This window comes from Actinomycetota bacterium, from assembly GCA_018333515.1.
Classification (GTDB): Bacteria; Actinomycetota; Aquicultoria; order Aquicultorales; family Aquicultoraceae; genus Aquicultor.
In genome coordinates this window covers 1-20,167 of the sequence record JAGXSZ010000023.1, presented here as the reverse complement: position 1 = coordinate 20,167, position 20,167 = coordinate 1, and the positions used below count along the sequence as shown (strand labels likewise).

General features: G+C 52.9%; 20 protein-coding genes and 1 pseudogene. 19 read left to right on the top strand and 2 right to left on the bottom strand.

The window, feature by feature from the left end; all coding sequences use genetic code 11:
• Positions 1 to 6 precede the first annotated feature (6 nt).
• From KGZ93_05580 to KGZ93_05540, 9 genes are all read left to right on the top strand, one after another.
• Positions 7 to 1,755 carry an S-layer homology domain-containing protein gene (locus KGZ93_05580; GenBank protein MBS3909081.1) on the top strand — a complete coding sequence of 583 codons (1,749 nt, stop codon included), beginning with the start codon at positions 7 to 9 and terminating at the stop codon, positions 1,753 to 1,755.
• Positions 1,756 to 2,097: 342 nt separating this feature from the next.
• The gene (locus KGZ93_05575) at positions 2,098 to 2,961 is read left to right on the top strand and encodes a Bro-N domain-containing protein (protein MBS3909080.1); all 864 of its coding nucleotides are present in this window, start codon (positions 2,098 to 2,100) and stop codon (positions 2,959 to 2,961) included.
• A 255-nt stretch (positions 2,962 to 3,216) separates the two neighbouring features.
• A complete protein-coding gene (locus tag KGZ93_05570) occupies positions 3,217 to 4,188 on the top strand; it encodes an ADP-ribosylglycohydrolase family protein (protein MBS3909079.1) in 972 nt (323 codons plus the stop codon).
• 199 nt (positions 4,189 to 4,387) lie between these two features.
• Positions 4,388 to 4,645, top strand: coding sequence for a ribbon-helix-helix protein, CopG family (locus KGZ93_05565; protein MBS3909078.1), 258 nt, complete (start codon positions 4,388 to 4,390; stop codon positions 4,643 to 4,645).
• 1 nt (position 4,646) lies between these two features.
• On the top strand, positions 4,647 to 5,096 hold the full coding sequence (locus KGZ93_05560; protein ID MBS3909077.1) for a type II toxin-antitoxin system VapC family toxin: 450 nt from the start codon (positions 4,647 to 4,649) through the stop codon (positions 5,094 to 5,096).
• 202 nt (positions 5,097 to 5,298) lie between these two features.
• Entirely contained in the window at positions 5,299 to 5,682 is a 384-nt protein-coding gene (locus KGZ93_05555) for a 4Fe-4S binding protein (protein MBS3909076.1), read from the top strand.
• A gap of 202 nt (positions 5,683 to 5,884) precedes the next feature.
• Positions 5,885 to 7,516 (top strand): hydroxylamine reductase, encoded by a 1,632-nt coding sequence (hcp, locus tag KGZ93_05550; protein ID MBS3909075.1) that lies wholly within the window; start codon positions 5,885 to 5,887, stop codon positions 7,514 to 7,516.
• 160 nt (positions 7,517 to 7,676) lie between these two features.
• On the top strand, positions 7,677 to 7,976 hold the full coding sequence (locus KGZ93_05545; protein ID MBS3909074.1) for a GYD domain-containing protein: 300 nt from the start codon (positions 7,677 to 7,679) through the stop codon (positions 7,974 to 7,976).
• A gap of 156 nt (positions 7,977 to 8,132) precedes the next feature.
• Complete coding sequence (locus KGZ93_05540; protein ID MBS3909073.1) at positions 8,133 to 9,260, top strand: RNA methyltransferase; 1,128 nt, start codon at positions 8,133 to 8,135, stop codon at positions 9,258 to 9,260.
• Between the two features lie 18 nt (positions 9,261 to 9,278).
• Here KGZ93_05540 and KGZ93_05535 read toward each other — a convergent pair whose 3' ends face one another.
• Positions 9,279 to 9,734, bottom strand: coding sequence for a hypothetical protein (locus KGZ93_05535; protein ID MBS3909072.1), 456 nt, complete (start codon positions 9,732 to 9,734; stop codon positions 9,279 to 9,281).
• A gap of 186 nt (positions 9,735 to 9,920) precedes the next feature.
• Between KGZ93_05535 and KGZ93_05530 the strand changes: the two genes are divergently transcribed.
• From KGZ93_05530 to KGZ93_05515, 4 genes are read left to right on the top strand one after another with little or no spacing between them, the layout of a single operon-like run.
• On the top strand, positions 9,921 to 10,493 hold the full coding sequence (locus KGZ93_05530; GenBank protein MBS3909071.1) for a sigma-70 family RNA polymerase sigma factor: 573 nt from the start codon (positions 9,921 to 9,923) through the stop codon (positions 10,491 to 10,493).
• Positions 10,477 to 11,622 carry a zf-HC2 domain-containing protein gene (locus tag KGZ93_05525; protein MBS3909070.1) on the top strand — a complete coding sequence of 382 codons (1,146 nt, stop codon included), beginning with the start codon at positions 10,477 to 10,479 and terminating at the stop codon, positions 11,620 to 11,622. The genes KGZ93_05530 and KGZ93_05525 overlap by 17 nt, the downstream gene beginning before the upstream one ends.
• A gap of 18 nt (positions 11,623 to 11,640) precedes the next feature.
• Complete coding sequence (locus KGZ93_05520) at positions 11,641 to 12,546, top strand: ABC transporter ATP-binding protein (protein ID MBS3909069.1); 906 nt, start codon at positions 11,641 to 11,643, stop codon at positions 12,544 to 12,546.
• The gene (locus KGZ93_05515; protein ID MBS3909068.1) at positions 12,547 to 13,425 is read left to right on the top strand and encodes an ABC transporter permease subunit; all 879 of its coding nucleotides are present in this window, start codon (positions 12,547 to 12,549) and stop codon (positions 13,423 to 13,425) included.
• 55 nt (positions 13,426 to 13,480) lie between these two features.
• On the opposite strand, the gene KGZ93_05510 is transcribed toward KGZ93_05515, so the two are convergent.
• On the bottom strand, positions 13,481 to 13,900 hold the full coding sequence (locus tag KGZ93_05510) for a secondary thiamine-phosphate synthase enzyme YjbQ (protein MBS3909067.1): 420 nt from the start codon (positions 13,898 to 13,900) through the stop codon (positions 13,481 to 13,483).
• Between the two features lie 424 nt (positions 13,901 to 14,324).
• Here KGZ93_05510 and KGZ93_05505 point away from each other — a divergent pair, with 424 nt between their 5' ends.
• The 6 genes and pseudogenes from KGZ93_05505 (at position 14,325) to KGZ93_05480 (ending at position 20,000) form a co-directional block, all read left to right on the top strand.
• Positions 14,325 to 16,823, top strand: coding sequence for an EAL domain-containing protein (locus tag KGZ93_05505; GenBank protein MBS3909066.1), 2,499 nt, complete (start codon positions 14,325 to 14,327; stop codon positions 16,821 to 16,823).
• A 463-nt stretch (positions 16,824 to 17,286) separates the two neighbouring features.
• Positions 17,287 to 17,555, top strand: a pseudogene (locus KGZ93_05500) (tyrosine-type recombinase/integrase).
• Between the two features lie 210 nt (positions 17,556 to 17,765).
• Positions 17,766 to 18,320 carry a hypothetical protein gene (locus KGZ93_05495; protein ID MBS3909065.1) on the top strand — a complete coding sequence of 185 codons (555 nt, stop codon included), beginning with the start codon at positions 17,766 to 17,768 and terminating at the stop codon, positions 18,318 to 18,320.
• Positions 18,321 to 18,356: 36 nt separating this feature from the next.
• A complete protein-coding gene (locus KGZ93_05490; protein MBS3909064.1) occupies positions 18,357 to 19,268 on the top strand; it encodes a hypothetical protein in 912 nt (303 codons plus the stop codon).
• 120 nt (positions 19,269 to 19,388) lie between these two features.
• Positions 19,389 to 19,670, top strand: a complete 282-nt coding sequence (locus tag KGZ93_05485; protein ID MBS3909063.1) for a type II toxin-antitoxin system RelE/ParE family toxin — start codon at positions 19,389 to 19,391, stop codon at positions 19,668 to 19,670.
• 15 nt (positions 19,671 to 19,685) lie between these two features.
• A complete protein-coding gene (locus KGZ93_05480) occupies positions 19,686 to 20,000 on the top strand; it encodes a HigA family addiction module antidote protein (protein MBS3909062.1) in 315 nt (104 codons plus the stop codon).
• The last annotated feature ends 167 nt before the right edge of the window (positions 20,001 to 20,167 follow it).

Here is a 20,167-nt window from a genome sequence, read left to right as displayed (position 1 = left end):
AAGCATATGCGAATCTCACTTATTCTTTTCACCGTCGTTGGCCTATCATTTATCATGCTTTTTAGTACGCTGACCCTGACTGCGAACGCTTCGCCGGTGTCGACCGCTAAAATCGGCGTCGTCTTTTCCGAGCAGACGGAGGAATCCGGCAGGCAGACTACTCATCCGGGCAGCAACATGGGACAAGTCGCCATCCTTGAGCGAGAAGAGCTTGTCTACGACATGTTGAAAGAGAAGGGCTACACGGTTGAAAAAGTAAGCGATGCTACACTTAAAAGCACGTCCGCGCTCAAGAAATATAAAGCGGTTGTGTTTCCCTATACCTTTATGATGGACGAGGCGCAGGATGTGGCGGTACGAGACTATGTAAAAGATGGTGGCTCAATCGTCTGCCTCTTTGCGCCATCGAGAGTTTATCCTCCCTTTGCGTTGTGGATTCGCTATTTCAAGCACCTGGCGTGGGAGTGGGGCCCCTTAAGTGAGGTGCTTCAAGTGCAATTTATCAACGACCCCTTCGACTCGGGTTTCAGCGTTTCGAGCAAAGACTCAACGCATCCTATTATTTCGCGGACAAAAGAGGCGCTTAGCGTAAACGCCATCTCTCTCGTTGAGGATAGGGTGTCAGCAGTTGAGCTTACAGAGGCACTGCCTGGCGGCGTAAATAAAAACGTGAGTCCCATACTTTGGTATAAAGACGGCACGGCTGCCGCCTGGGCGGGACGATACGGTCAGGGCAGAGTCATCTATTTCACCTTTAGGGTGATGGATTTCTGGTGGCACGCGCGCCTTAAAAGCCAAGCAGCGCAGGCCAAAGAGCTTGTCGCAAACTCCGTTCTTTGGGCAAGTGAGAGCGATGGCAAAGCGGCGAAAGTTGATATTAGCGCCAAGACCACCGGCAAAATTACCTTTTCAAGGAGCGGTCTTTTAGTGCGCCACTACCACAAAGGGACCGGCAATGTCCAGGCTGTAGGAGATGTGACGACCTCCATATATAACGCAAAAGGCAAACTTGTTCACCAGCAGAAACGTGCCAAGGCAGGGGCGGTGCCCGGCAAGGAGTTATACTGGTCGTCAAACATAAAGGTAAGCGCAGAGCGGGGCACACAGTATCGCGTCGTCATTACGTATCAAGACCGCTATAAGCGCTTCGTGCACAAAGAAGAGGCAACGGTCACCTACGGGCAATCTTACGTACCGACAAAACCGATAGCCACCGTTGAAACAGGAAGGACATTCTCCGATGTCGCTTACAATGCCTGGTATGACGCTTTTATTAAAACCCTTGTTGAGCGGAAAATACTCAGTGGCTATACTGATGGAAAGTTCAGACCAGACGCTAGTGTCACAAGAGCCGAGTTCGCCAAGATGATATGCTTAGCCATGGGGTGGAGCTTAGAAGTTCCTGCAGGTGCATCCTTTAGTGATGTTGATGCAGCCGGCTGGTCTTATCGATATGTCGAGACTGCAGTCGCGCGCGGTGCTATAGCGGGATACCCTGACGGCACCTTTAGACCCGCAAGAGGAGTCACGCGGGCTGAGGTCGCCGCTATTTTAGCACGGATTCTCAATCTACCGGCTAGCTCAGGCTCACTCACCGATATCTCTTCGCACTGGGCAAAGAGTTTTATTAGTAGCTGCGTGAGAGCAAATATTGTTAGCGGTTACTCTGACGCAACGTTTAAGCCTGATAATACCGCGACGAGGGCGGAGGCGGCTAAGATGGTAGTCGGATGCATGGTTGAACATGCTAAATAGCGGTGGGGGCGAAAAGAGAAGGCACGGTCGGGAAAACCCCTCGCGAGCGCATCTAGTATAAATATGTTCTTGGTAGCCAAGCGTATACGGATAAGCTTGGCCATGGTATTTCTTTTTGACGTACTTTTCTATCAAGAGGTATAACCCAACCAATCTCTGAATAAGTATAAAATATATGTTAGATTCCTTGGAGGTCTATGCCAAGCCTTAGAAAAGGGAAAACGAAAACCACGCTTGAATCTTCTATGGATATATCCACATTAGAAGAATTTGATTTCATCATCAACGACGACATTAAATACCGCATGGGCAATGAACTATCTTGCGGCGAGGAGGATAGCAATGACTGAGAAAAAATTAGCCATATTTGAAAACTATAAAATCCGCCGTCATTACGATGAGCAAAACGAAACTTGGTATTTCTCGGTGGTTGATATTTTACAGGTTCTGATACAGCAGCCGGATTATCAAACCGCCAGAAAATACTGGAATAAGCTCAAAGAAAGGTTGAGAAAGGAAGGAAGTGAGTCGGTGACAAATTGTCACCGACTGAAAATGGAAGCCGCCGACGGGAAAAAATACCTGACCGATGTTGCCGACCCGGAAACATTGTTACGGCTTATTCAGTCTGTGCCCAGTCCCAAAGCAGAGCCGATAAAATTATGGCTGGCAAAGGTGGGATACGAACGTTTACAGGATATGGGCGACCCCGCACGCTCACTTGAGCGCGCCCGTGAATACTGGCAACAGCTCGGCAGAAGCGAAAAGTGGATCCAGCAGCGGATGATGGGTCAGGAAACCCGAAATAAACTCACTGATTATTGGAATGACCACGAAATAACCGAAGAAGACGAATACGCTATTCTCACCAACATCATTCATCAGGAATGGAGCGGCGTTTCAGTAAAAACGCATAAAGATATAAAAGGCCTTAAAACGCAGAATCTGCGCGACCATATGAGTGAAGCGGAGTTGATTTTCACGGCACTTGCGGAACTTTCGACCAGACAGATTGCCGAAAGCGTGAATGCTACCGGCATGGTTGAAAATGCGGATGCGGGGAAAAAGGGCGGTAAAATATCGAAGAAAGCTCGATTGGAGTTAGAAGCAAAAACAGGCAAGAGCGTTATCACAGCCGAGAACTATCTCCCGCCAGCGACGAAACAAAGGCAGATAGAACAAAAATCGGACCATAGCGGGGACTAGGAATAATATGGTGCAGCGCATTGCTTTACATAAGATAACAAGGAAAACACTTCTCTATAAGAGTGGTGTCGAATACGCTGACTACGCGTTGAACCACGCGGAAGGGTGTACTCACGGTTGTACTTATCCGTGTTATGCGATGATGATGAAGAAGCGCTGTGGCGTGATTGCCTCGTATCAAGATTGGGTTCGACCAATCGGTTGAGCAAGCAATGCTAGCAAAGCATCTCGTATGCTTAAAAGGTTGATTATCCGATGAATAAAAGCAACCCTACAGACCATCCTCCCGGCAACTACCCAAAAGACAAAATACGAGGCGCCCTCTTTGGCGCTATCGTCGGTGACGCGCTGGGTGTGCCGGTCGAGTTCAAATCGAGGGAATATCTCAGACAGAACCCGATAGTTGATATGGTGGGCTTTGGCACGCACGACCAACTCCCGGGCACGTGGTCTGATGATAGCTCGCTGATGCTCTGCACCCTGGAAGCACTGCTCAATGGTTTCAAACCTGAGCACATGGGAGCACTCTTTGTAAGGTGGTTAGCTGAAGGATATTGGACGCCGGAGGGCAAGGCCTTCGGGATTGGCCGGCAAACACAGGCGGCGCTATCGAACATAATGAACGGCACCGCTGCCGGCGAGGCCGGAGGCACCGACGAGCTCAGTAACGGCAACGGGGCGCTCATGCGTATCCTTCCGGTTGCGCTGCGGTATGCAGACGCACCCGATGCTGAGCTACTCCATTACGCGCATCTAGCGTCATCCATAACCCACCGCCACCCCAGGTCGCAAATCGCCTGCGGGCTCTATTGTCTCATGGTTTCTACTTTGCTAAAGGGTTTCGCGCCCGGCGAGGCCTACGATTACGCCATTAAAGAAGCTGGAATCCACTACCAATCCGGCGCCTACGCGTCAGAGCTGCCGCACTTCGAGCGAGTGCTCGGCGGCGAGCTTGCCCGGCTCGATGAAGCGGAGATTAAATCGGGCGGCTACGTCATCCATACGCTTGAGGCGGGGATATGGTCTTTCCTCAACTCCAACAGCCTCGAAGAGGTGGTGCTCAAAGCCGTCAATCTTGGAGGCGACACCGACACGACCGGGATTGTCGCCGGAGGCCTCGCGGGTCTTTACTACGGTTTCGACAGCATTCCGCCGCAGTGGATAGCTGCCCTGGTCAAGCATGAAGAAATCAACGAACTCATCGAGCTTTTTACTACTACGACGTAAACCCGATGGGACCCAGCTACTCCAAAAACATCTCAGACGACTTGTTCGAAGCAATAAAGCGCGCCCATCAACCATAATTGCCTGCATTTATCGGCGCATCAAAAAGCCGGATTAGGTTTAACTATACCCACCCTAAGAGGTATAATGGTAGGTATAGATGTGCCGATGTTAAGCTGAAAGGCGTATAAGGAGGGTTCAGATGCCCAAGATCAATATCACGCTTCCCGAGGAACTGTTGAGAAAAATAGATAAATCAGCGAGAGATGAACATGTGACACGCAGCGAGTTTTTCAGGAAGGCGGTCCAGGAATACTGGGAGATAGAAAAGAGAGAACGAGAAGACCGGGGGAGAGCGCGCGACATCAGAGAAGCGATGCGGGTGCAGGCAAATCTCCGGAAAAAAGCGGGTCATTGGGATGGTGTTGCTGAGGTTCGCAAGTGGCGGGAGGTACGCTAAGTTGCAAGAACAGGCGCAAAAGAGATACGTTATCGATGCATCGGTCGGTGTAAAATGGTTTACGCAGATGCATGAGGATGATATTGAAGCGGCACTCCGGCTTCAAGAGCTGCACCTTAATAAGCTGAGCATACTTGCCGTTCCCGACCTCTTCTTTTATGAGTTGGCTAACGCGCTGAGGTATAACGCCGACTTTACTGCGGACGACCTTGTTGACGCATCCACTAGCCTCATGAAGATGAACCTTGACGCGTATCCGCCGAGCAACACGTTGATGGTCGAAACACTTAGAATCGCACGCAATCATGACGTTACTGTTTATGACACATCCTACCTGGCGCTAGCACAACTTCTGGGATGCATCTGCGTGACCGCGGATTCAAAATTTTACCGTAAGGTAAAAACTATTCCACAACTTGTCCAGCTCAAAGAATTAGCTCTCAGCCCCTGAGTTAAAGTGATGACGGCGCCACCAAAGCAACAAATTGCGCCGTAGTTAGCGTGTCACTTATGCTTCCGCCGTTTTCTAAATAGGCTCCACAAAAAAAGACGAAAACATTCTCGAGCTTTGACTTAGGTCAAAGTTTACTGTTTTAATAAGGTTTATCATAAGAACCGGAAAGTATACGTTATTACGGAAGGAGGGGATAACGATGGCGAAGGTACTTAGAAAGATAATCGAGATAGACGAGGAGTTGTGCACCGGCTGCGGCGACTGTGTCAGTCCGTGCGCGGAAGGCGCTATCGCGATAGTGGACGGCAAGGCCAAGGTGATAAGCGATGAGCTTTGCGACGGCGCCGGCTTCTGCATCGGCACGTGCCCGGAGGGTGCGCTCACCATCGTCGAGCGCGAGACCGAGGCGTTCAGCGAAGAAGCCGTCCACGAGCACACCGCCGCCGCCAAAGTCGACCCGGTCACCCAGCATTGCAACTGGTGCAACGTGGCCGATACCGAGCGCCCGCTTCTGCCGACGAGACACCAAGGCCAAAGCGTGTGGGTTTGCGTCAAATGCTTACCGCCCCTTATTCACGGGTAAAGACTAGGGCGGGCGGATTTGCCGCCCGGCGTCGACAAAGCTATGCGCGGGCAAAGCTACGGCGAGCGAGCCGTCTATTCGCGCAAACAATGCGTTAAAGCTACGGCGAGCGAGCCGAGACCCGCGCAAGCAACATGTTTCGGCTAGACCGAAGTTTTAAGACATATTAAGACAAAGACCAAGTGACTCAAGGAGGATGGCTATGTTTTGTTATCAATGTGAGCAGACGTCAAAAGGAACCGGTTGTACCAAACTGGGCGTATGCGGGAAGCAGCCCGAGGTAGCGGCGCTCCAAGACCTTTTGACGCACGCGCTCAAGGGAACCGCGCTCTACGCGGTCGAGGGACGCAAGGTCGGCGTAGACGACCAGGATACCAACCGCTTCACCACGTGGGGGCTTTTTGCCACACTAACCAATGTAAATTTCGATGCAGATGATTTTGTAGGCTTCATCAACCGGGCGGTCGAGCTGCGCGACGGCCTTAAAGCCAAGGTAAAAGAAGCGGGCGGCAACGTCGATTTCGCGCAGGACTGCGCGAATTTTACGCCGGCGGCGGACCTGGAAGGTCTCATTAAACAGGGAGAGGCGGTCATGGAGGTCGTCCCCGACCCCGCGATTAACCCGGACATCCAGTCGCTCCAGGATATCGTCCGCTTCGGCGCTCGCGGGGTCGCGGCCTACGCTTACCATGCCGAGGTGCTCGGCGAGGAGGATGACTCTATATATGAGTACATCCATGACGCGCTCGCGAAAATCGCCAAGAACGAGGGTTCGCTCGAAGACTGGATAGGCACGACGCTCAAGTGCGGCGAGGTCAACCTGACGACTATGGGATTGCTCGATAAGGCCAACACCGAGACCTACGGCCATCCGGTCCCGACGAAGGTTCCGCTCGGCGCCAAAGCCGGCAAAGCTATTTTAGTCAGCGGGCACGACCTCAAAGACCTGGACGATATTTTAAAGCAGACCGAGGGCAAGGGCATCAACGTCTACACCCACGGTGAGATGCTGCCGACCCACGGCTATCCGGAACTCAAGAAATACGCGCACTTCTACGGTCACTATGGCACTGCCTGGCAGAACCAGCAGAAAGAGTTCCCGGAGTTTCCCGGCGCTATAGTGATGACGACCAACTGCATCCAGAAGCCGCGCGAAACTTATCTCGATAACATCTACACGACCGGGCCGGTCGGTTGGCCGGGCGCGCGCCACATCGCCGACGGCGACTACACGCCGGCCATCGAAAAGGCGCTTGCCATGCCGGGCTTTGCCGAGGACACAGCGGGCAAAGAGGTCATGGTCGGCTTCGCCAGAAACGCGGTCCTCGGTGTCGCGGGACAAGTCATCGAGGCGGTCAAGAACAAGGATATCCGTCACTTCTTCCTGGTGGGCGGCTGCGACGGGGCCAAACCGGGCCGCAGCTACTACACCGAGTTCGTCGAGAAAGTTCCGGATGATTGCGTAGTGTTGACGCTCGCCTGCGGCAAGTTCCGCTTCTTCGATAAGGACTTAGGCGACATCGGCGGTATTCCGAGGCTCCTCGATGTGGGGCAGTGCAACGACGCGTACTCGGCCATCCAGATAGCGGGCGCGCTCGCCGACGCGTTCGGCGTCGGCGTCAACGAGTTGCCGCTCTCCATGGTACTCTCGTGGTACGAGCAGAAGGCGGTAGCGATATTGCTCTCGCTCTTGCATCTCGGCATCAAAGATATCCGCCTCGGGCCTTCACTGCCCGCGTTTATCACACCTAACGTCCTCGATGTCCTGGTCAAGAACTTCGACATCAAGCCTATCAGCACGCCTGATGAGGACTTGAAGGCGATTCTGGGGTAGGGTTCGGAAACATACCCTCTATATTTAAGGCCCGAATTGGGTACATAGGCAACAGGAGCGATGTTACGCTTGGCGTACCGGCGTCCATGCCATAAGCGCTGCGCGTAAGCGGCTGGTGGAGACAGTGTAAACCAGGTGGAATCGAAAGGGGAGATGAAGTATGGCGTTGTTCATCATGCTAACCAATCTGACAGATGACGGGATGGAGACCTTGCGGGACAAGCCGGAACGCATCAAGGAAGTAAACGATGAGGTTACCCAGAAGTTCGGTGTCAAGATTCTCACACAGTATATGGTGATGGGGCCGTATGATTTTGTAAATCTAGTGGAGGCGCCCGACAACGACACTATGGTAAAGATGGCCATCGAGCTTGGCTCGCGCGGTACGATACGGACGATGACGATGCCGGCTATCGAAATAGACAAGATCATCGAGGACCTCAAAAACATGGGGTCATAAGCAGAATATCCGCTGAATCAAGACGCAACCGGGTAATGAGCGATGAGAGTTCAAAAGACAGCCGTATAAAACAATAGGCGGGACGCAAATAGTCACGCCTATTGTTTTTCGGTACAAACACTTATGCGCACAGCGGATTTGCGCTATAGTGCTGATATGGGAGAAACATATTTTGCTACGTGCGCTAAAGGTATCGAGGCCGTGCTGGCGCGCGAAATCGAATCGCTTGGGCTTGCGGTAGCCGGCGAGCGGACCGGCGGGGTCGCGTTTACGGGAACCATGGAAGCGGCATACCGCGCCAATCTGTGGTTGCGCACGGCAAACCGCGTACTCATGCCGCTCAAAGAGTTCGACTGCTTTTCCGAGCAGGATTTGTATAGCCGGGTGCGCAAGCTCGATTGGCCGCGCTACCTTACGCCGTCGATGACTCTCGCCGTCGATGCCAATGTCCGTGACTCGCACATCACGCACTCCAAGTACGCCGCTTTAAAGACGAAAGACGCGATCGTCGACCATTTGCGCACTAAGCTGGGCTCGCGCCCGGATGTCAATCCGAACGACCCCGACCTGCGCGTCAATGTTCACATTCATCGCAACCGTTGCACGCTCAGCCTCGACACGTCCGGTGAGAGCCTCCACAGGCGGGGGTACCGGCGCGCTCAGGTGGAGGCGCCGCTCAAAGAGACCCTGGCGGCGGCTCTCGTAGAGCTTACGGAATGGGATGGGACAACGCCCTTCATCGACCCGATGTGCGGCTCGGGAACCATCATCATCGAGGCTGCGCTCAAGGCCGCCAACATCGCGCCCGGCCTTATACGGGAGAGTTTCGGCTTTGAGCGGTGGCTCAATTTCGATAAGGCGCTCTGGGCTCGCCTTACCGACGAGGCCCGCGCGTTGAGAAAGAGCAAGTTAGATGTAGTCATTGCCGGCTATGATGCCTCCAGCAAGGCCGTCAAGGCCGCCGCTGCGAACATCCGCGCGGCGGGGCTGGACGAAATTATAACCTTGGGCGTTAAGGACATCTCTGATTTTACACCGCCCCCGGGGCCCGGCGTCATCATAGTCAACCCGCCATATGGCGAGCGCCTTGGTGACAAGGAAGAACTCGCACCGCTATACAAGCAAATAGGCGACGTCTTCAAGCAGCGGTGCGGCGGTTATACCGGTTATGTCTTTACCGGCAACCTCGATCTCGCCAAGCGAATCGGTTTGAAGACTTCGCGACGCTTCGTCCTGTATAACGGCCCCATCGAATCGCGCCTCCTAAAATTTGAGCTGTACTAGGGGACGTTGTTACGGATGTTACGGTTTGGTAATCCCCACCCGTATCCGTATCGAGCAGATGCCATTGCGAAAAGGCCGCAACATGCTTCGTAAGAGATTATTCGCCGATGGGGTATTATCTAATTGTGGATTGTTTTCAGCCGTCTCCATTTTCAAGACATACGTATAGAAGACGGCAATCTTAACGATCATGAAGTACCGTGCACTCGTGTGAAGTGCGGAAAGGTGGTCGGCAATGTTTCCTGGAAAATCATCTCCGGCGAAGACCGGCTTAGTAGTGTTCTTGGGAGCGCTTTTCTTGGGGTTGGCGATTCTGGTCCTCTTTGGGCTCTTGGCGGGGGTGTTCACTTCGGACAAAGGGGTTATCGCCGCGCTCACCGCATCCCCCTCGGGATTTATCGCGCTCTTTGGCGCTACTTTGATGCTCGCGGCGCCGCTTATCGGGCTGACCATTTGGGCATACGACCGCGCCATTCAATCCGCGACCGAACAATATCGGCGGCGGCAACAACAACAGCAGGAAGAGCGGCAACGCCGTCAAGAAAGCAATAATGCGCGATAAAGCGCGTCATTAAAGAGCGGAAGGGTCAGCACTTACCACGCCCGTGAGCCACGCCCCGAAAACCCATTACCCAACTCGATTAATGTCACATCCCGGGCATGTGCGGTGTTATAGAGATAAAGGCGCAAATAAAGGCGAAAACGGGAGGCCTACGAGTGGCGTTGAGACAGAGGCTGGAAAGAACGGTCGCGCCGGATGACTTCGCTTTCAGGGAACTCTTCGAAGCGAACTATCCGATGGTCCTTCGACATCTCATCCTGATACTGGGCGAGCAGGCGGCGGCCGAGGACATAGCGCAGGAGACCTTTATACGGCTATACGAGCGGCCCCCGAAGGAGTTTACCAATCTCTCGGGCTGGCTCATCAAAGTCTCGACCAATCTTGGTTATAACTATTTGCGAGGAGAGAAGAGCCGCAAGCGCCGCGAGACGGCCGATACGCTCGCGACGGAGACATATGCGGACGAATTTTCCCGCATGGGCGAGGCTGAAGAGGTGCGCGAAGTGCTCCGCCGACTGGATTACCGGGACCGCGTCTTGATAGTCCTCAAGTTCTACGGGTTTAGCTACGAGGAGATATCGGAGATGACCGGCGTGAAGAGGACGAGCGTCGGCAAAGCGCTCGCGCGGGCGCTTGAGAGGTTTCAGAGGGCGTATGAAAGGAAGAGCTAGGATGTGTTATGACGAAGGCACGCTCCAAGCTTATATCGATAGAGAACTCCCGGGGCGCAGGCGCTGGGAGATAGAGGCGCACGTCGAGACGTGCGAGGCTTGCAAGGCCAGGCTGGCGCTGCTGCGGGATGCTAGCGAAGCGGCACAGGCCCGGCTGAGACCACTTTCGAAGCAAATTCACAGCAAAACCGTATCGACCGAAGCGGCATGGATGCGCTTGACTCATGATGAGCGAATCAAGGCGCCGCTGAGAAGGAGAGGAGTATTTGAAATGTTGCAAGGCAGACCAAAAACGGCGTTGGTGCCGCTGGCCGCGGTGGCGGTGCTGGCGACGGCGCTGAGCTTTACCCCGGTCAGGGGATTGGCCGCGGATTTATTGAACATATTCAGGGTGCAAAATGTGGAGGTCGTCACTATCTCACCCGAGGATATGAACGCGCTGCAAAAACTGGGTGAGAAGGGCGGCGGCAAGGTAGATATCGAGAACCTCGGTAAGATAGAGTCGAGCGGCTTCACAGCGCCGGAGCAGGTCACGGCGAGTGCCGCGAAAGAGGCGGTCGATTTTGACCTGAGGTTACCGCAAGGTCTCACCGGCTATAGTGAGCCGAGCTACAACGTGCAGAAGGGTTTTACGACCAGCTTCACGCTCGATGTGGACAGGGCGAACGAGGTCTTCAAGTCGTTCGGCGCGACCGAGCTTCTGCCGAAAGCGATCGATGGTAAGAAGTTCACCGCTAAGATGCCCACAGTCGTCATGGCCAACTACCCGAAAGACGATGGCGGTATGGTCATAATCGGCCAAGCGAGAAGCCCCGAGTTTGTCCTGCCGGCCGGAGTCGACGCCGACGCCGTGCGTGACGTGCTCTTGAGCCTGCCGGTACTTCCGGAGAATATCAGGAGGCAGCTCGAGGCGGTCAAGGATTGGCGAAACACCCTCATCATCCCGAACATCGACGGCAGCGCCAAAGAGGTCAAAGTCGGCGATGCCGAGGGTGTCTTTATCACACCTCCAAGGGAGCATGCCACAGGTGCCAGCGCGCTCGTATGGCAGGATGACGGCGTGATATACGGGATAAGCGGACAACTCGATTTAGCGGCCGCACAAGAGATAGCGGCTTCACTCGAATAACGGTATATAATAATAGTCATGGTTATAGAGACGCACGATTTAACAAAACTATACGGTGAAAAAGTCGGCTGCGAGAAGATTTGCCTCTCCGTCGGGGAGGGGCAAATCTTCGGTTTCTTAGGGCCGAACGGCGCCGGCAAGAGCACCTTTGTCAAGATGCTCGTCGGCCTCATCAAGCCGACTTCGGGGACGGCCAAGCTGCTCGGCGCGCCCCTCGGCGATGTTGAAGCCCGCCGTCGCCTCGGCTTTTTGCCCGAGAACTTCCGGTATCAGGATTGGCTATCCGGACGAGAGCTTCTCTACTATCATGCCGCGCTCGCGTTTATCCCGCGCCGTGAGCGGGAGAGTCGTATCGACGAGGTCTTGCGCATGGTCAAGCTCACGGGAGCCGCCGACGGCAAGATAAAGACCTACAGCAAAGGTATGCAGCAGCGAGTCGGCATCGCGACCGCGCTCATATCCGACCCCGACCTTCTGTTTTTGGATGAGCCGACCTCGGCGCTCGACCCAATCGGCCGCCTGGAGGTGCGCGAGATAATCACCTCCCTTCGCGACCGCGGCAAAGTGGTGTTCTTAAACAGCCACCTCTTGAGCGAGCTTGAGATGATATGCGACAGTGTGGCCATCATCAAAGGTGGCCGGGTCGTCGAAGAGGGATCGCTTACCGAGTTACTCAAAGGCAGGGTGGAGGTCGAAGTGACCGCGTCCCAACTAAACGGCCAGGTAGAGCGGGTCGTCGAAGGCCTCGGGCGGGTATTGGCCGGCACGGGCGCCAATGTCTTGGTCGAACTCGATAGCGAAGAGATGATTCCCGTGCTCGCCGCGCGCATCATAGAGGCCGGGGGCAAACTTTACAACCTGAGCCGTAAGAAGCGAACTCTTGAGGAACTCTTCCTCGGGGCGGTCAAGGGCGGTGAGGCGTAGGTGCTGACTATCGCCCGCCTTACCTTTAAGGAGGCGCTGCGCAAGAAGATACTGGTAGCCGCGATAATCCTGAGCGTCCTTTTCCTGACGGTCTACGGTGTGGGGCTGCACTATGCCACCAACACCATCGAGCAGCAAAGCGCGCAAGGCATCGGAAGAGGCATGAACGACGGTTCATTCGCTGGTGCGGATGTCATCGTCGAGTCGTCGAAGAAGCTCCTGGTCTTGCTCGGCCTCTACTTTTCAAGCTCCATAGTCTCGCTCTTGGCGATACTGTCGTCGGTGGGAGTGGTCTCGTCCGAGATAGAAAACGGCATAATCCACGCCATGATGGCCAAACCCATCCGGCGCCGCGATATAATTCTCGGTAAGTTCGGCGGGTACGCCGCCATGCTCTCGGTCTATTCGGCGCTGCTCTTTCTCTCGGTTCTGCTTCTCAACTATTTTATAGCGGGGGCGGCGCTCGGCAATGTGCCGCTGCTTATCGCGCTCTTTATCATCCAACCGCTCGTCTTTCTCGCGGTGACGCTCGCAGGGAGCACGGCGTTTTCGACGCTGGCCAACGGTATCGCCGCCTTCACTCTCTATATCGCGAGCGCGGTCGGCGGGATGATCGAGCAAATCGGCGCGATGCTCAACAACGACATGCTGGTAAACACGGGAATCGTAACCAGTTTGCTGATGCCGGCGGACGCTATCTATAGGATGATAGCCTCGCTCGTCACCAATGTGCCGGGCGGTTCGATTAATGCGATGTTCTTCGGCCCGTTCGGGGCGATATCGGCTCCCAGCGCCGCGATGGTCGTCTACGCCATCTTGTATCTGGTCGGCTTTGTCGGCCTCGCGTCTTTTCTGTTCTCAAGAAAAGATATCGGGTAAGTCAAAGGGCATCTCGGGCATAGTCTATCGTTTAAGAATGAACCCAACCCACGCGCTATTCTCCGATTATCTTTACTAAGACGCGCTTGTTGCGCCGCCCGTCGAACTCCCCGTAAAAAATCGCTTCCCAAGTTCCGAGGTCGAGCCTGCCGCCGGTGATGGCGACGACCACCTCGCGCCCCATGATGGTCCGTTTCAGGTGCGCGTCGGCGTTGTCCTCACCGGTGAGGTTGTGCCGGTACTGGGATATCGGCTCGTGCGGAGCGAGCTTTTCGAGCCAGACCTCCCAATCGCTCAAGAGCCCGCCCTCGTGGTCGTTGATAAAGACGCTCGCTGTGATATGCATCGAGTTTACCAGACACAAGCCCTCCCGGACGCCGCTCTTGTCGACCAGCGCCTGGACTTTTGGCGTGAGATGGACAAAATCGTAGCGCTTCGGCGTGTTTACCATGAGATACTCGGTCAGGTGTTTCATATTTTAACCCCCGTTTCTCGTTGCCCGCTATATTATGTTGTTGCGGGCGCTATCCTAATATTTGGCGTTTAACTATTAAGCGGTCGATATCGTGGCCCCATCGGTGAGGCTAGACATGCGGCTAGTGCGATTATCTTACCCATCCCTGTCGGGAAAACATGTTTCAACGATAACACAGGCCATTGGCTAAGGTAAGCGGTTCAATTTCAGCTCGCCCCGCATGTGTGAGCTTAAAATCCATCGACTTTATGCCGATAGCTATGGTTAGGCTATCGGGGTACGGTGTCGCACGATTCATGTGGTGGTTCCATTCGCGGGCGGTTTTTTGGTAGTGCTTCGCGTGATAAATCGGGCAGCTGCATGATTACCGGCGCCAAGCGGGTGCGCCGATTTGACTACGCGACACCCTAATAGGAGGATTGAGTTGTCGGGAAAGCAAAAGAGCGCCGCCAATAAGGCCGATTCCATAAACAATCGCAAACAGGCTGAAGCAGCGATACGGAAAGCCGAAGCCATATACGGCGCCTCAGTCGATAACGCGAGCGTTAGTATATTATTCGCTGACGATAAAGGGAAATTGCTTGAAGTAAACAAAAAAGCTGAAGAGCTTGCCGGCTATGCCAGGCAAGAGCTTTTAGGCATGAGCCTTGCGCAACTTTATCCGAAAGAAGAGCTGGAGAGGATTACCAGAGCTTCCGAGAGTGGCTTTGAGCGGAAGATATGGTATGTGGGCAACACGCTAGTGCTGCAAAAAGGCGGAAAAGTTATCCCCGTAGATGTAATCGGTAACATTCTTGAACATACGGATAGGCGGTTGTCGCAGATAATGATTTTTAACGACGAAGAACGCAAACGAGCCAAAGAGATTCTTAGCGAGAGCGAAGAAAGATACAAGAGTATCATCAATGGGGCGGCGGAAGGTTTTTGGTTAATCAATCCGCAGTTAGAAACAATCGGAGTAAATGAATCCCTCTGTAAAATGTTGGGCTATAGTCGCGAGGAGATGCTGGGCAAAAAGCCATTCGATTTTGCCGATGAGGAAAATCGAAAAATATTCAAGGAACAGACATCAAGAATACCCGGAACATCGCACCGGCATTATAATATCGTTCTAAAATCGAAGGCAGGCAACGATGTCTATACCCGATTTAACGCCACCACGGCAAGAGATAACTCGGGAAACACAATTAGCGCCTTTGCTTTTGTCACGGATATTACCGAGCTTAAGTTGACCGAGAACTCGCTCCTTGAATCGAAAGAGCGGATGGAACAGTTGTATAAGGTCATACCGAGCGCTATATTTACGGTCGACACGGCTCACACCATACTAAGCTTCAACAGAACGGCCGAGGAGATAACGGGCTATGTCGCCTCAGAGGTGATCGGGAAGAAATGTTCGATCCTTTCCCTCGACACGTGCGCGAAGGAGTGCGCCCTGTTTGCCGGCAATTCGGCCAAGCCGATCATAGGCAAGGAATGCACCATAAACAGGAAAGACGGCGAGAGAAGGGTGCTTTCTAAAAATTCGGATCTTCTTAAAGATATATATGGAAACGTTATCGGCGGTGTCGAGAGTTTCGAGGATATAACGGAGCGCAAACAGGACGAGGAAATGCTTAATTATCTGGCCCACTATGACGCGCTTACCGGGCTCCCTAACCGGAGGCTGTTGTATGATAATTTTGCGGCAGAAATTTCCCGCACGCGCCGAAATGGCGCGATATCGGCCGTATTATTTCTCGACCTGGACAACTTTAAGACCATCAACGATACTTTGGGCCACCCTGTCGGCGATCAGCTATTGCGGGAGGTCGCCGTTCGGCTGAAAAAAAGTCTTCGCAGTGAAGATACCGTCGCGCGGCTGGGCGGGGACGAATTCACCCTGTTGATAACGGAGACAAGGCGAATTCAGGACGTGGCCAAAATCGCGCAGAAAGTTATCGATGAATTTAAATCGCCGTTTAGTATCGGCAATCGCGAATTTTATATTACCACCAGTGCCGGAATAGCCGTTTATCCAAACGATGGTAAAGAAGTAAATACTCTGCTTAGAAATGCTGATATTGCCTTATATCGCGCAAAGGAACAGGGCAGAAATAATTACCAATTCTATACGTCGGCCATGGGAGAAAAAGTTCTCGAGCGCTTAATACTTGAGAACAATTTGCATAAAGCGCTTGAAAGAGAAGAGTTCTTGCTTCATTATCAGCCAATTGTAAATCTGAATTCAGGCAATATCGCGGGGATGGAGGCGCTGCTTCGCTGGCAACACCCCGATTTCGGACTAGTCTATCCATCGGACTTTATACCTATCCTGGAGGAAACGGGGCTTATTGTCCCGGTTGGCGAATGGGTGTTGCGCACCGCATGCAAGCAGGCAATGGCTTGGCAAGATAAGAGCCTACTGCCAATACGCATAGCGGTGAATCTTTCAGCGAAACAGTTCCGGCAGGAAAATTTGGTGGAAATGATCGGTGATGTATTGGATAAGACCGGTTTGCGGCCCGAGTGCCTGGAGATCGAAGTTACGGAGAATGCCGTTTTAAAAGATATGGACCAGGCTGTTAAGACATTCCAGAGGTTAAAGGAACTCGGCGTATATATCTCGTTCGATGATTTTGCGACCGGGTATTCTTCGCTCAGTCTTTTAAGGAAATTACCCGCGGATACATTAAAGATCGATCGGTCCTTTGTATGCGAGATCACGACCAGCTTACGTGACGCAGAGATCGCAAAAGCCGTGATAACCTTGGCTCACAGTCTGGGAATGAAGGCGATTGCGGAAGGTGTGGAAACGATAGATCAATTGGAGTTTTTGCGCTCGCTCAAATGCGATGAGGTTCAAGGGTATGTCTTCGCCCGCCCGTTACCGGTCTACGAAGCCGAGGCTCTGCTCGCCGCCGAGATGCGCTTATGCGCTTGATAAATTAGCCCCAATAGCCCAGGGAATGTCGTTATGGAGTCTAATTAAACTGTTACGGCGCCCTGGTCTGCTATTCCCACACCGGGCAGTGACTAAAACATATCCCGGTCGTCTATTACGACATGACCATCCTTCCGACTTCCGCAAAGCAGTGCCGCGGGAGTTTTCGCTGAGCTGAAGATAGCCTGCGCGTTACAATATTAAGGCGATAAGGAGTGTGCTATCGGGGGAGGCGAATCTCGCATATGATTTTTCTGAGGCAAAAAACCCGTATGCCGGCATGCTTAAGCGGCAGATTACTATTCGCATGGATCAGATAGCGGTTGATTGCTTCAAAAAGCTCGCCGTGGAGACGGGTCGGGCGAAAAGCCAAAGAAATGGTCTTTGATTACGATAAGACATGGCTTGGCAAGAGGTACGCGCAAAAGAAGGTGAAGGTTGAAAAAGTAACGAGCAAGCTACGGTGCCGTTTCGGGCGGGGCCTCGGCAAGGTGACGCCGGCCGCCCTAAGGAGAGCGGCGGAAGTGTCGCTGTCGCAAAGGCCGGATAGACCAAGCGAGCCACTTGTCATACCTTCCGACATTCATTCGCAACGCCTGTTGGAAGGCGGCCCGTGATATCCGAACGGTCCAAGAACTCCCGGGTCATAAAGACGTAAAAACCACGATGATTTACACCCATGTCCTCAACCGCGGACCAGCTGGGGTTCGCAGCCCCGTCGATAGGTTGTAAGGTTAAATAGGGCAGTTTAGAGAGGGTATATACCGATCCGTATAAGACGCCATGATAAAATAGCGTTTCGTGTCAACAGCTACATTTAGCACTGGTTATAGCTACAAGTGACATATTTTCGCAGGCGTCTTATATGGACAAAATCAATGTATTTGGAGTATTATGCGGATTGGTATAAACATAGTTCGGTGTCACAGGAGTAATCGCGCGGTGCAGGAAATCTTCGACGCAATTGACCAGTACGCAGACGCCTATGCAAGGCTTGAACAGCTTCAGCGCTCTCGCACTCTTGAGATACCTATCGGGGATCAAAAGACTGGTGTCATTGCAGAGTTCTTCGCGCGCATCTACGCAAGGCATCGGTTCCCCGAAGCTGCATTGGAATTTGGTTCCGCCAGTGAGCACGCTTGGGATATCAAAGTTCTTCGGCCCGGCCGACCTGAACTCAAAGTGCAGGTCAAAGCTGTTTCTGCGCATTCACAAACGAGTCGTGTATCTCCCATTCATCCTGGGTGGCATCAGCTCTGGCTCATGCGCCTAGATGAACATCTTCGACCACATGCGCTCTGGGTGGTTGAAGCACAGACCGCAGCATGGTCAAACACTTTGCTGAAGAACCGCACTATGCCCAAGCTCGGAAATCCCCAATCCGGTTCTGCTGAGTTGAGAGCAGGTGCAAATGAAACCACCCCATTTCTTGCCGCGCTGCTGACGGCCAACCCATCATTCCACCGGACCTGCGCGAAAAGCCGCGCAGGTCGGTGAATTCAAACGTTAGGCCTCAACAAGGGAGGGAAATATATGGTAGTGCCCTCGGTAGAGAAATTAGATCGTCTCGCTATTGATGTTCTTTCGGGCATTGACAATTCTCTGTTTGAGCAAAACATTGTCGAATTCATCTTAGACACGTATAGACAATTCTGTCGCAGCGATGAGGCTCTAAGACTGGATATATCGGAGATGCCCATCACCGACGAAATTCGTCTCAGGCCGCGCTTCGAGTCCCTGTGTTTTTCTACATTCCTCGCAAGTTTGCAGTCATCAAAATTCCTTACAGACAAAAAGTGGTTTGTTAAACGACCAAACCAGAGGCTCATTGGACTATTTGACGGTGCGATAGCAGCAGCACTTATTGAACTTTGCAATAATGCTGGAATGAGCGAGCTACGTGAAATAACACTTGTTGCAATTGATCCGAAGCCAACATTTGGGCTTGGCGATCATCTTGATCCACTAAATCGTTTGGAAGAATATCGGGCCGCATTCGTCAAGGAACGGGGGAGCGAACTCGAACGATTCGGGAAATGGATAGGGAAGGCACTTGATGGTCCAAATTATCCACTCTTTGAGATCATTGGTGGTACCTTTGGAGAGCCACTACTTCAATTGTCAGATTATGCAATGGCCGATGTACTGAAGCGAGGCGCCAACCTTCCTCTTCCTATGAATAATCAAGAGGACGCGAAAGAGCAACTGCGCACGCAGATTGCGGGATGTAATTTCGCAATGGCCAAAGCTCTTGTTGTTCGCAGTTTGGGCGGGAGCATCATCCCAAAAGAACTTGCAGCGCTCTTGGACGGTTTCACTGAGAATCCTTGTCTCGAAACGGCGGCCAAACTCATCGAGTATGACCAGAAGTTTCGTGCGGTCTTTGAATTGGCTCGCGGCGGTGGCTTCACCGAGCAGTTGTTCCGTAAGGGCGACATTGAGTGATGGCCCAACCCGTCGCTCCGGCGGATGCGGTGAGACTGCGCCGGTGAGCTTGGTCGTTCAGCGGCCATAACAATTCCATGTTGCATTGACAAGTGTCACGTGATAGCTTACTATTGATGCATGATCAAGACGTTTGCCGATAAGCATACGCAAGAGTTTTACCAAAAGGGTAAATCAAAGCGTTTTCCGCCGGAAATCAGTAAGCGGGCAATCCGCAAGCTGGAATATATCGACCTGGCAACGGGTTTGGATGACTTGAAGGTTCCCCCAAGCAATCGACTCCACGAACTCGAACGAGAACGGCAGGGACAGTATTCGATCTCCGTCAATGACCAATGGCGCATATGTTTCCGGTTTGTCAACGGCGACGCCTACGACGTAGAACTTACGGACTACCACTAAGATGAGGTGTAAAACATGAGTATTCAGAATATGGGAGAGCGTGAAATTCGACCGACTCATCCCGGCGAGATACTGCGCGAGGATTTTTTGCCGGATTACGGCCTTACCGTGTCGAGTCTTGCTAGGGCGCTTGGTGTGTCGCGCCAGACGGTCAATGAGTTGGTCCGGGAACGTCGGGCAGTCAGCCCGGAGATGGCGCTTCGCCTCGCCCGCTTGTTCGGCAATACGCCGGAGTTTTGGCTCAACGCTCAGCGTGCCGTAGATCTTTGGGAGGCAGCGCGGGCCGGCAAGAAGAAGATTGAGCGTATCAATCCATTAAGTGTCGCATAGCACTTGAAGTAGAAAAATGAAGGAGAATCAATAAGCGCCTAACAAGGCGACGTCGCCGACGCACAATTAGCTTGCCTATTAGCTTCTAAGTTGGCGGCGCAAGGCTGATCGTCAGCGTTATGTTAAAATTTTAATAAAAATCTACCACAAGCAAAAGGAGCAAGCTA

What these genes read in the sequence shown, in the direction of transcription:
- KGZ93_05580 (MBS3909081.1), top strand. Translation starts at nt 7, where the DNA reads ATGCGAATCTCACTTATTCTTTTCACCGTCGTTGGCCTATCATTTATC.
- KGZ93_05575 (MBS3909080.1), top strand. Translation starts at nt 2,098, where the DNA reads ATGACTGAGAAAAAATTAGCCATATTTGAAAACTATAAAATCCGCCGT.
- KGZ93_05570 (MBS3909079.1), top strand. Translation starts at nt 3,217, where the DNA reads ATGAATAAAAGCAACCCTACAGACCATCCTCCCGGCAACTACCCAAAA.
- KGZ93_05565 (MBS3909078.1), top strand. Translation starts at nt 4,388, where the DNA reads ATGCCCAAGATCAATATCACGCTTCCCGAGGAACTGTTGAGAAAAATA.
- KGZ93_05555 (MBS3909076.1), top strand. Translation starts at nt 5,299, where the DNA reads ATGGCGAAGGTACTTAGAAAGATAATCGAGATAGACGAGGAGTTGTGC.
- hcp (MBS3909075.1), top strand. Translation starts at nt 5,885, where the DNA reads ATGTTTTGTTATCAATGTGAGCAGACGTCAAAAGGAACCGGTTGTACC.
- KGZ93_05545 (MBS3909074.1), top strand. Translation starts at nt 7,677, where the DNA reads ATGGCGTTGTTCATCATGCTAACCAATCTGACAGATGACGGGATGGAG.
- KGZ93_05540 (MBS3909073.1), top strand. Translation starts at nt 8,133, where the DNA reads ATGGGAGAAACATATTTTGCTACGTGCGCTAAAGGTATCGAGGCCGTG.
- KGZ93_05535 (MBS3909072.1), bottom strand. Translation starts at nt 9,734, where the DNA reads ATGGCGCGGTCGTATGCCCAAATGGTCAGCCCGATAAGCGGCGCCGCG.
- KGZ93_05530 (MBS3909071.1), top strand. Translation starts at nt 9,921, where the DNA reads ATGTGCGGTGTTATAGAGATAAAGGCGCAAATAAAGGCGAAAACGGGA.
- KGZ93_05525 (MBS3909070.1), top strand. Translation starts at nt 10,477, where the DNA reads ATGAAAGGAAGAGCTAGGATGTGTTATGACGAAGGCACGCTCCAAGCT.
- KGZ93_05520 (MBS3909069.1), top strand. Translation starts at nt 11,641, where the DNA reads ATGGTTATAGAGACGCACGATTTAACAAAACTATACGGTGAAAAAGTC.
- KGZ93_05510 (MBS3909067.1), bottom strand. Translation starts at nt 13,900, where the DNA reads ATGAAACACCTGACCGAGTATCTCATGGTAAACACGCCGAAGCGCTAC.
- KGZ93_05490 (MBS3909064.1), top strand. Translation starts at nt 18,357, where the DNA reads ATGGTAGTGCCCTCGGTAGAGAAATTAGATCGTCTCGCTATTGATGTT.
- KGZ93_05485 (MBS3909063.1), top strand. Translation starts at nt 19,389, where the DNA reads ATGATCAAGACGTTTGCCGATAAGCATACGCAAGAGTTTTACCAAAAG.
- KGZ93_05480 (MBS3909062.1), top strand. Translation starts at nt 19,686, where the DNA reads ATGAGTATTCAGAATATGGGAGAGCGTGAAATTCGACCGACTCATCCC.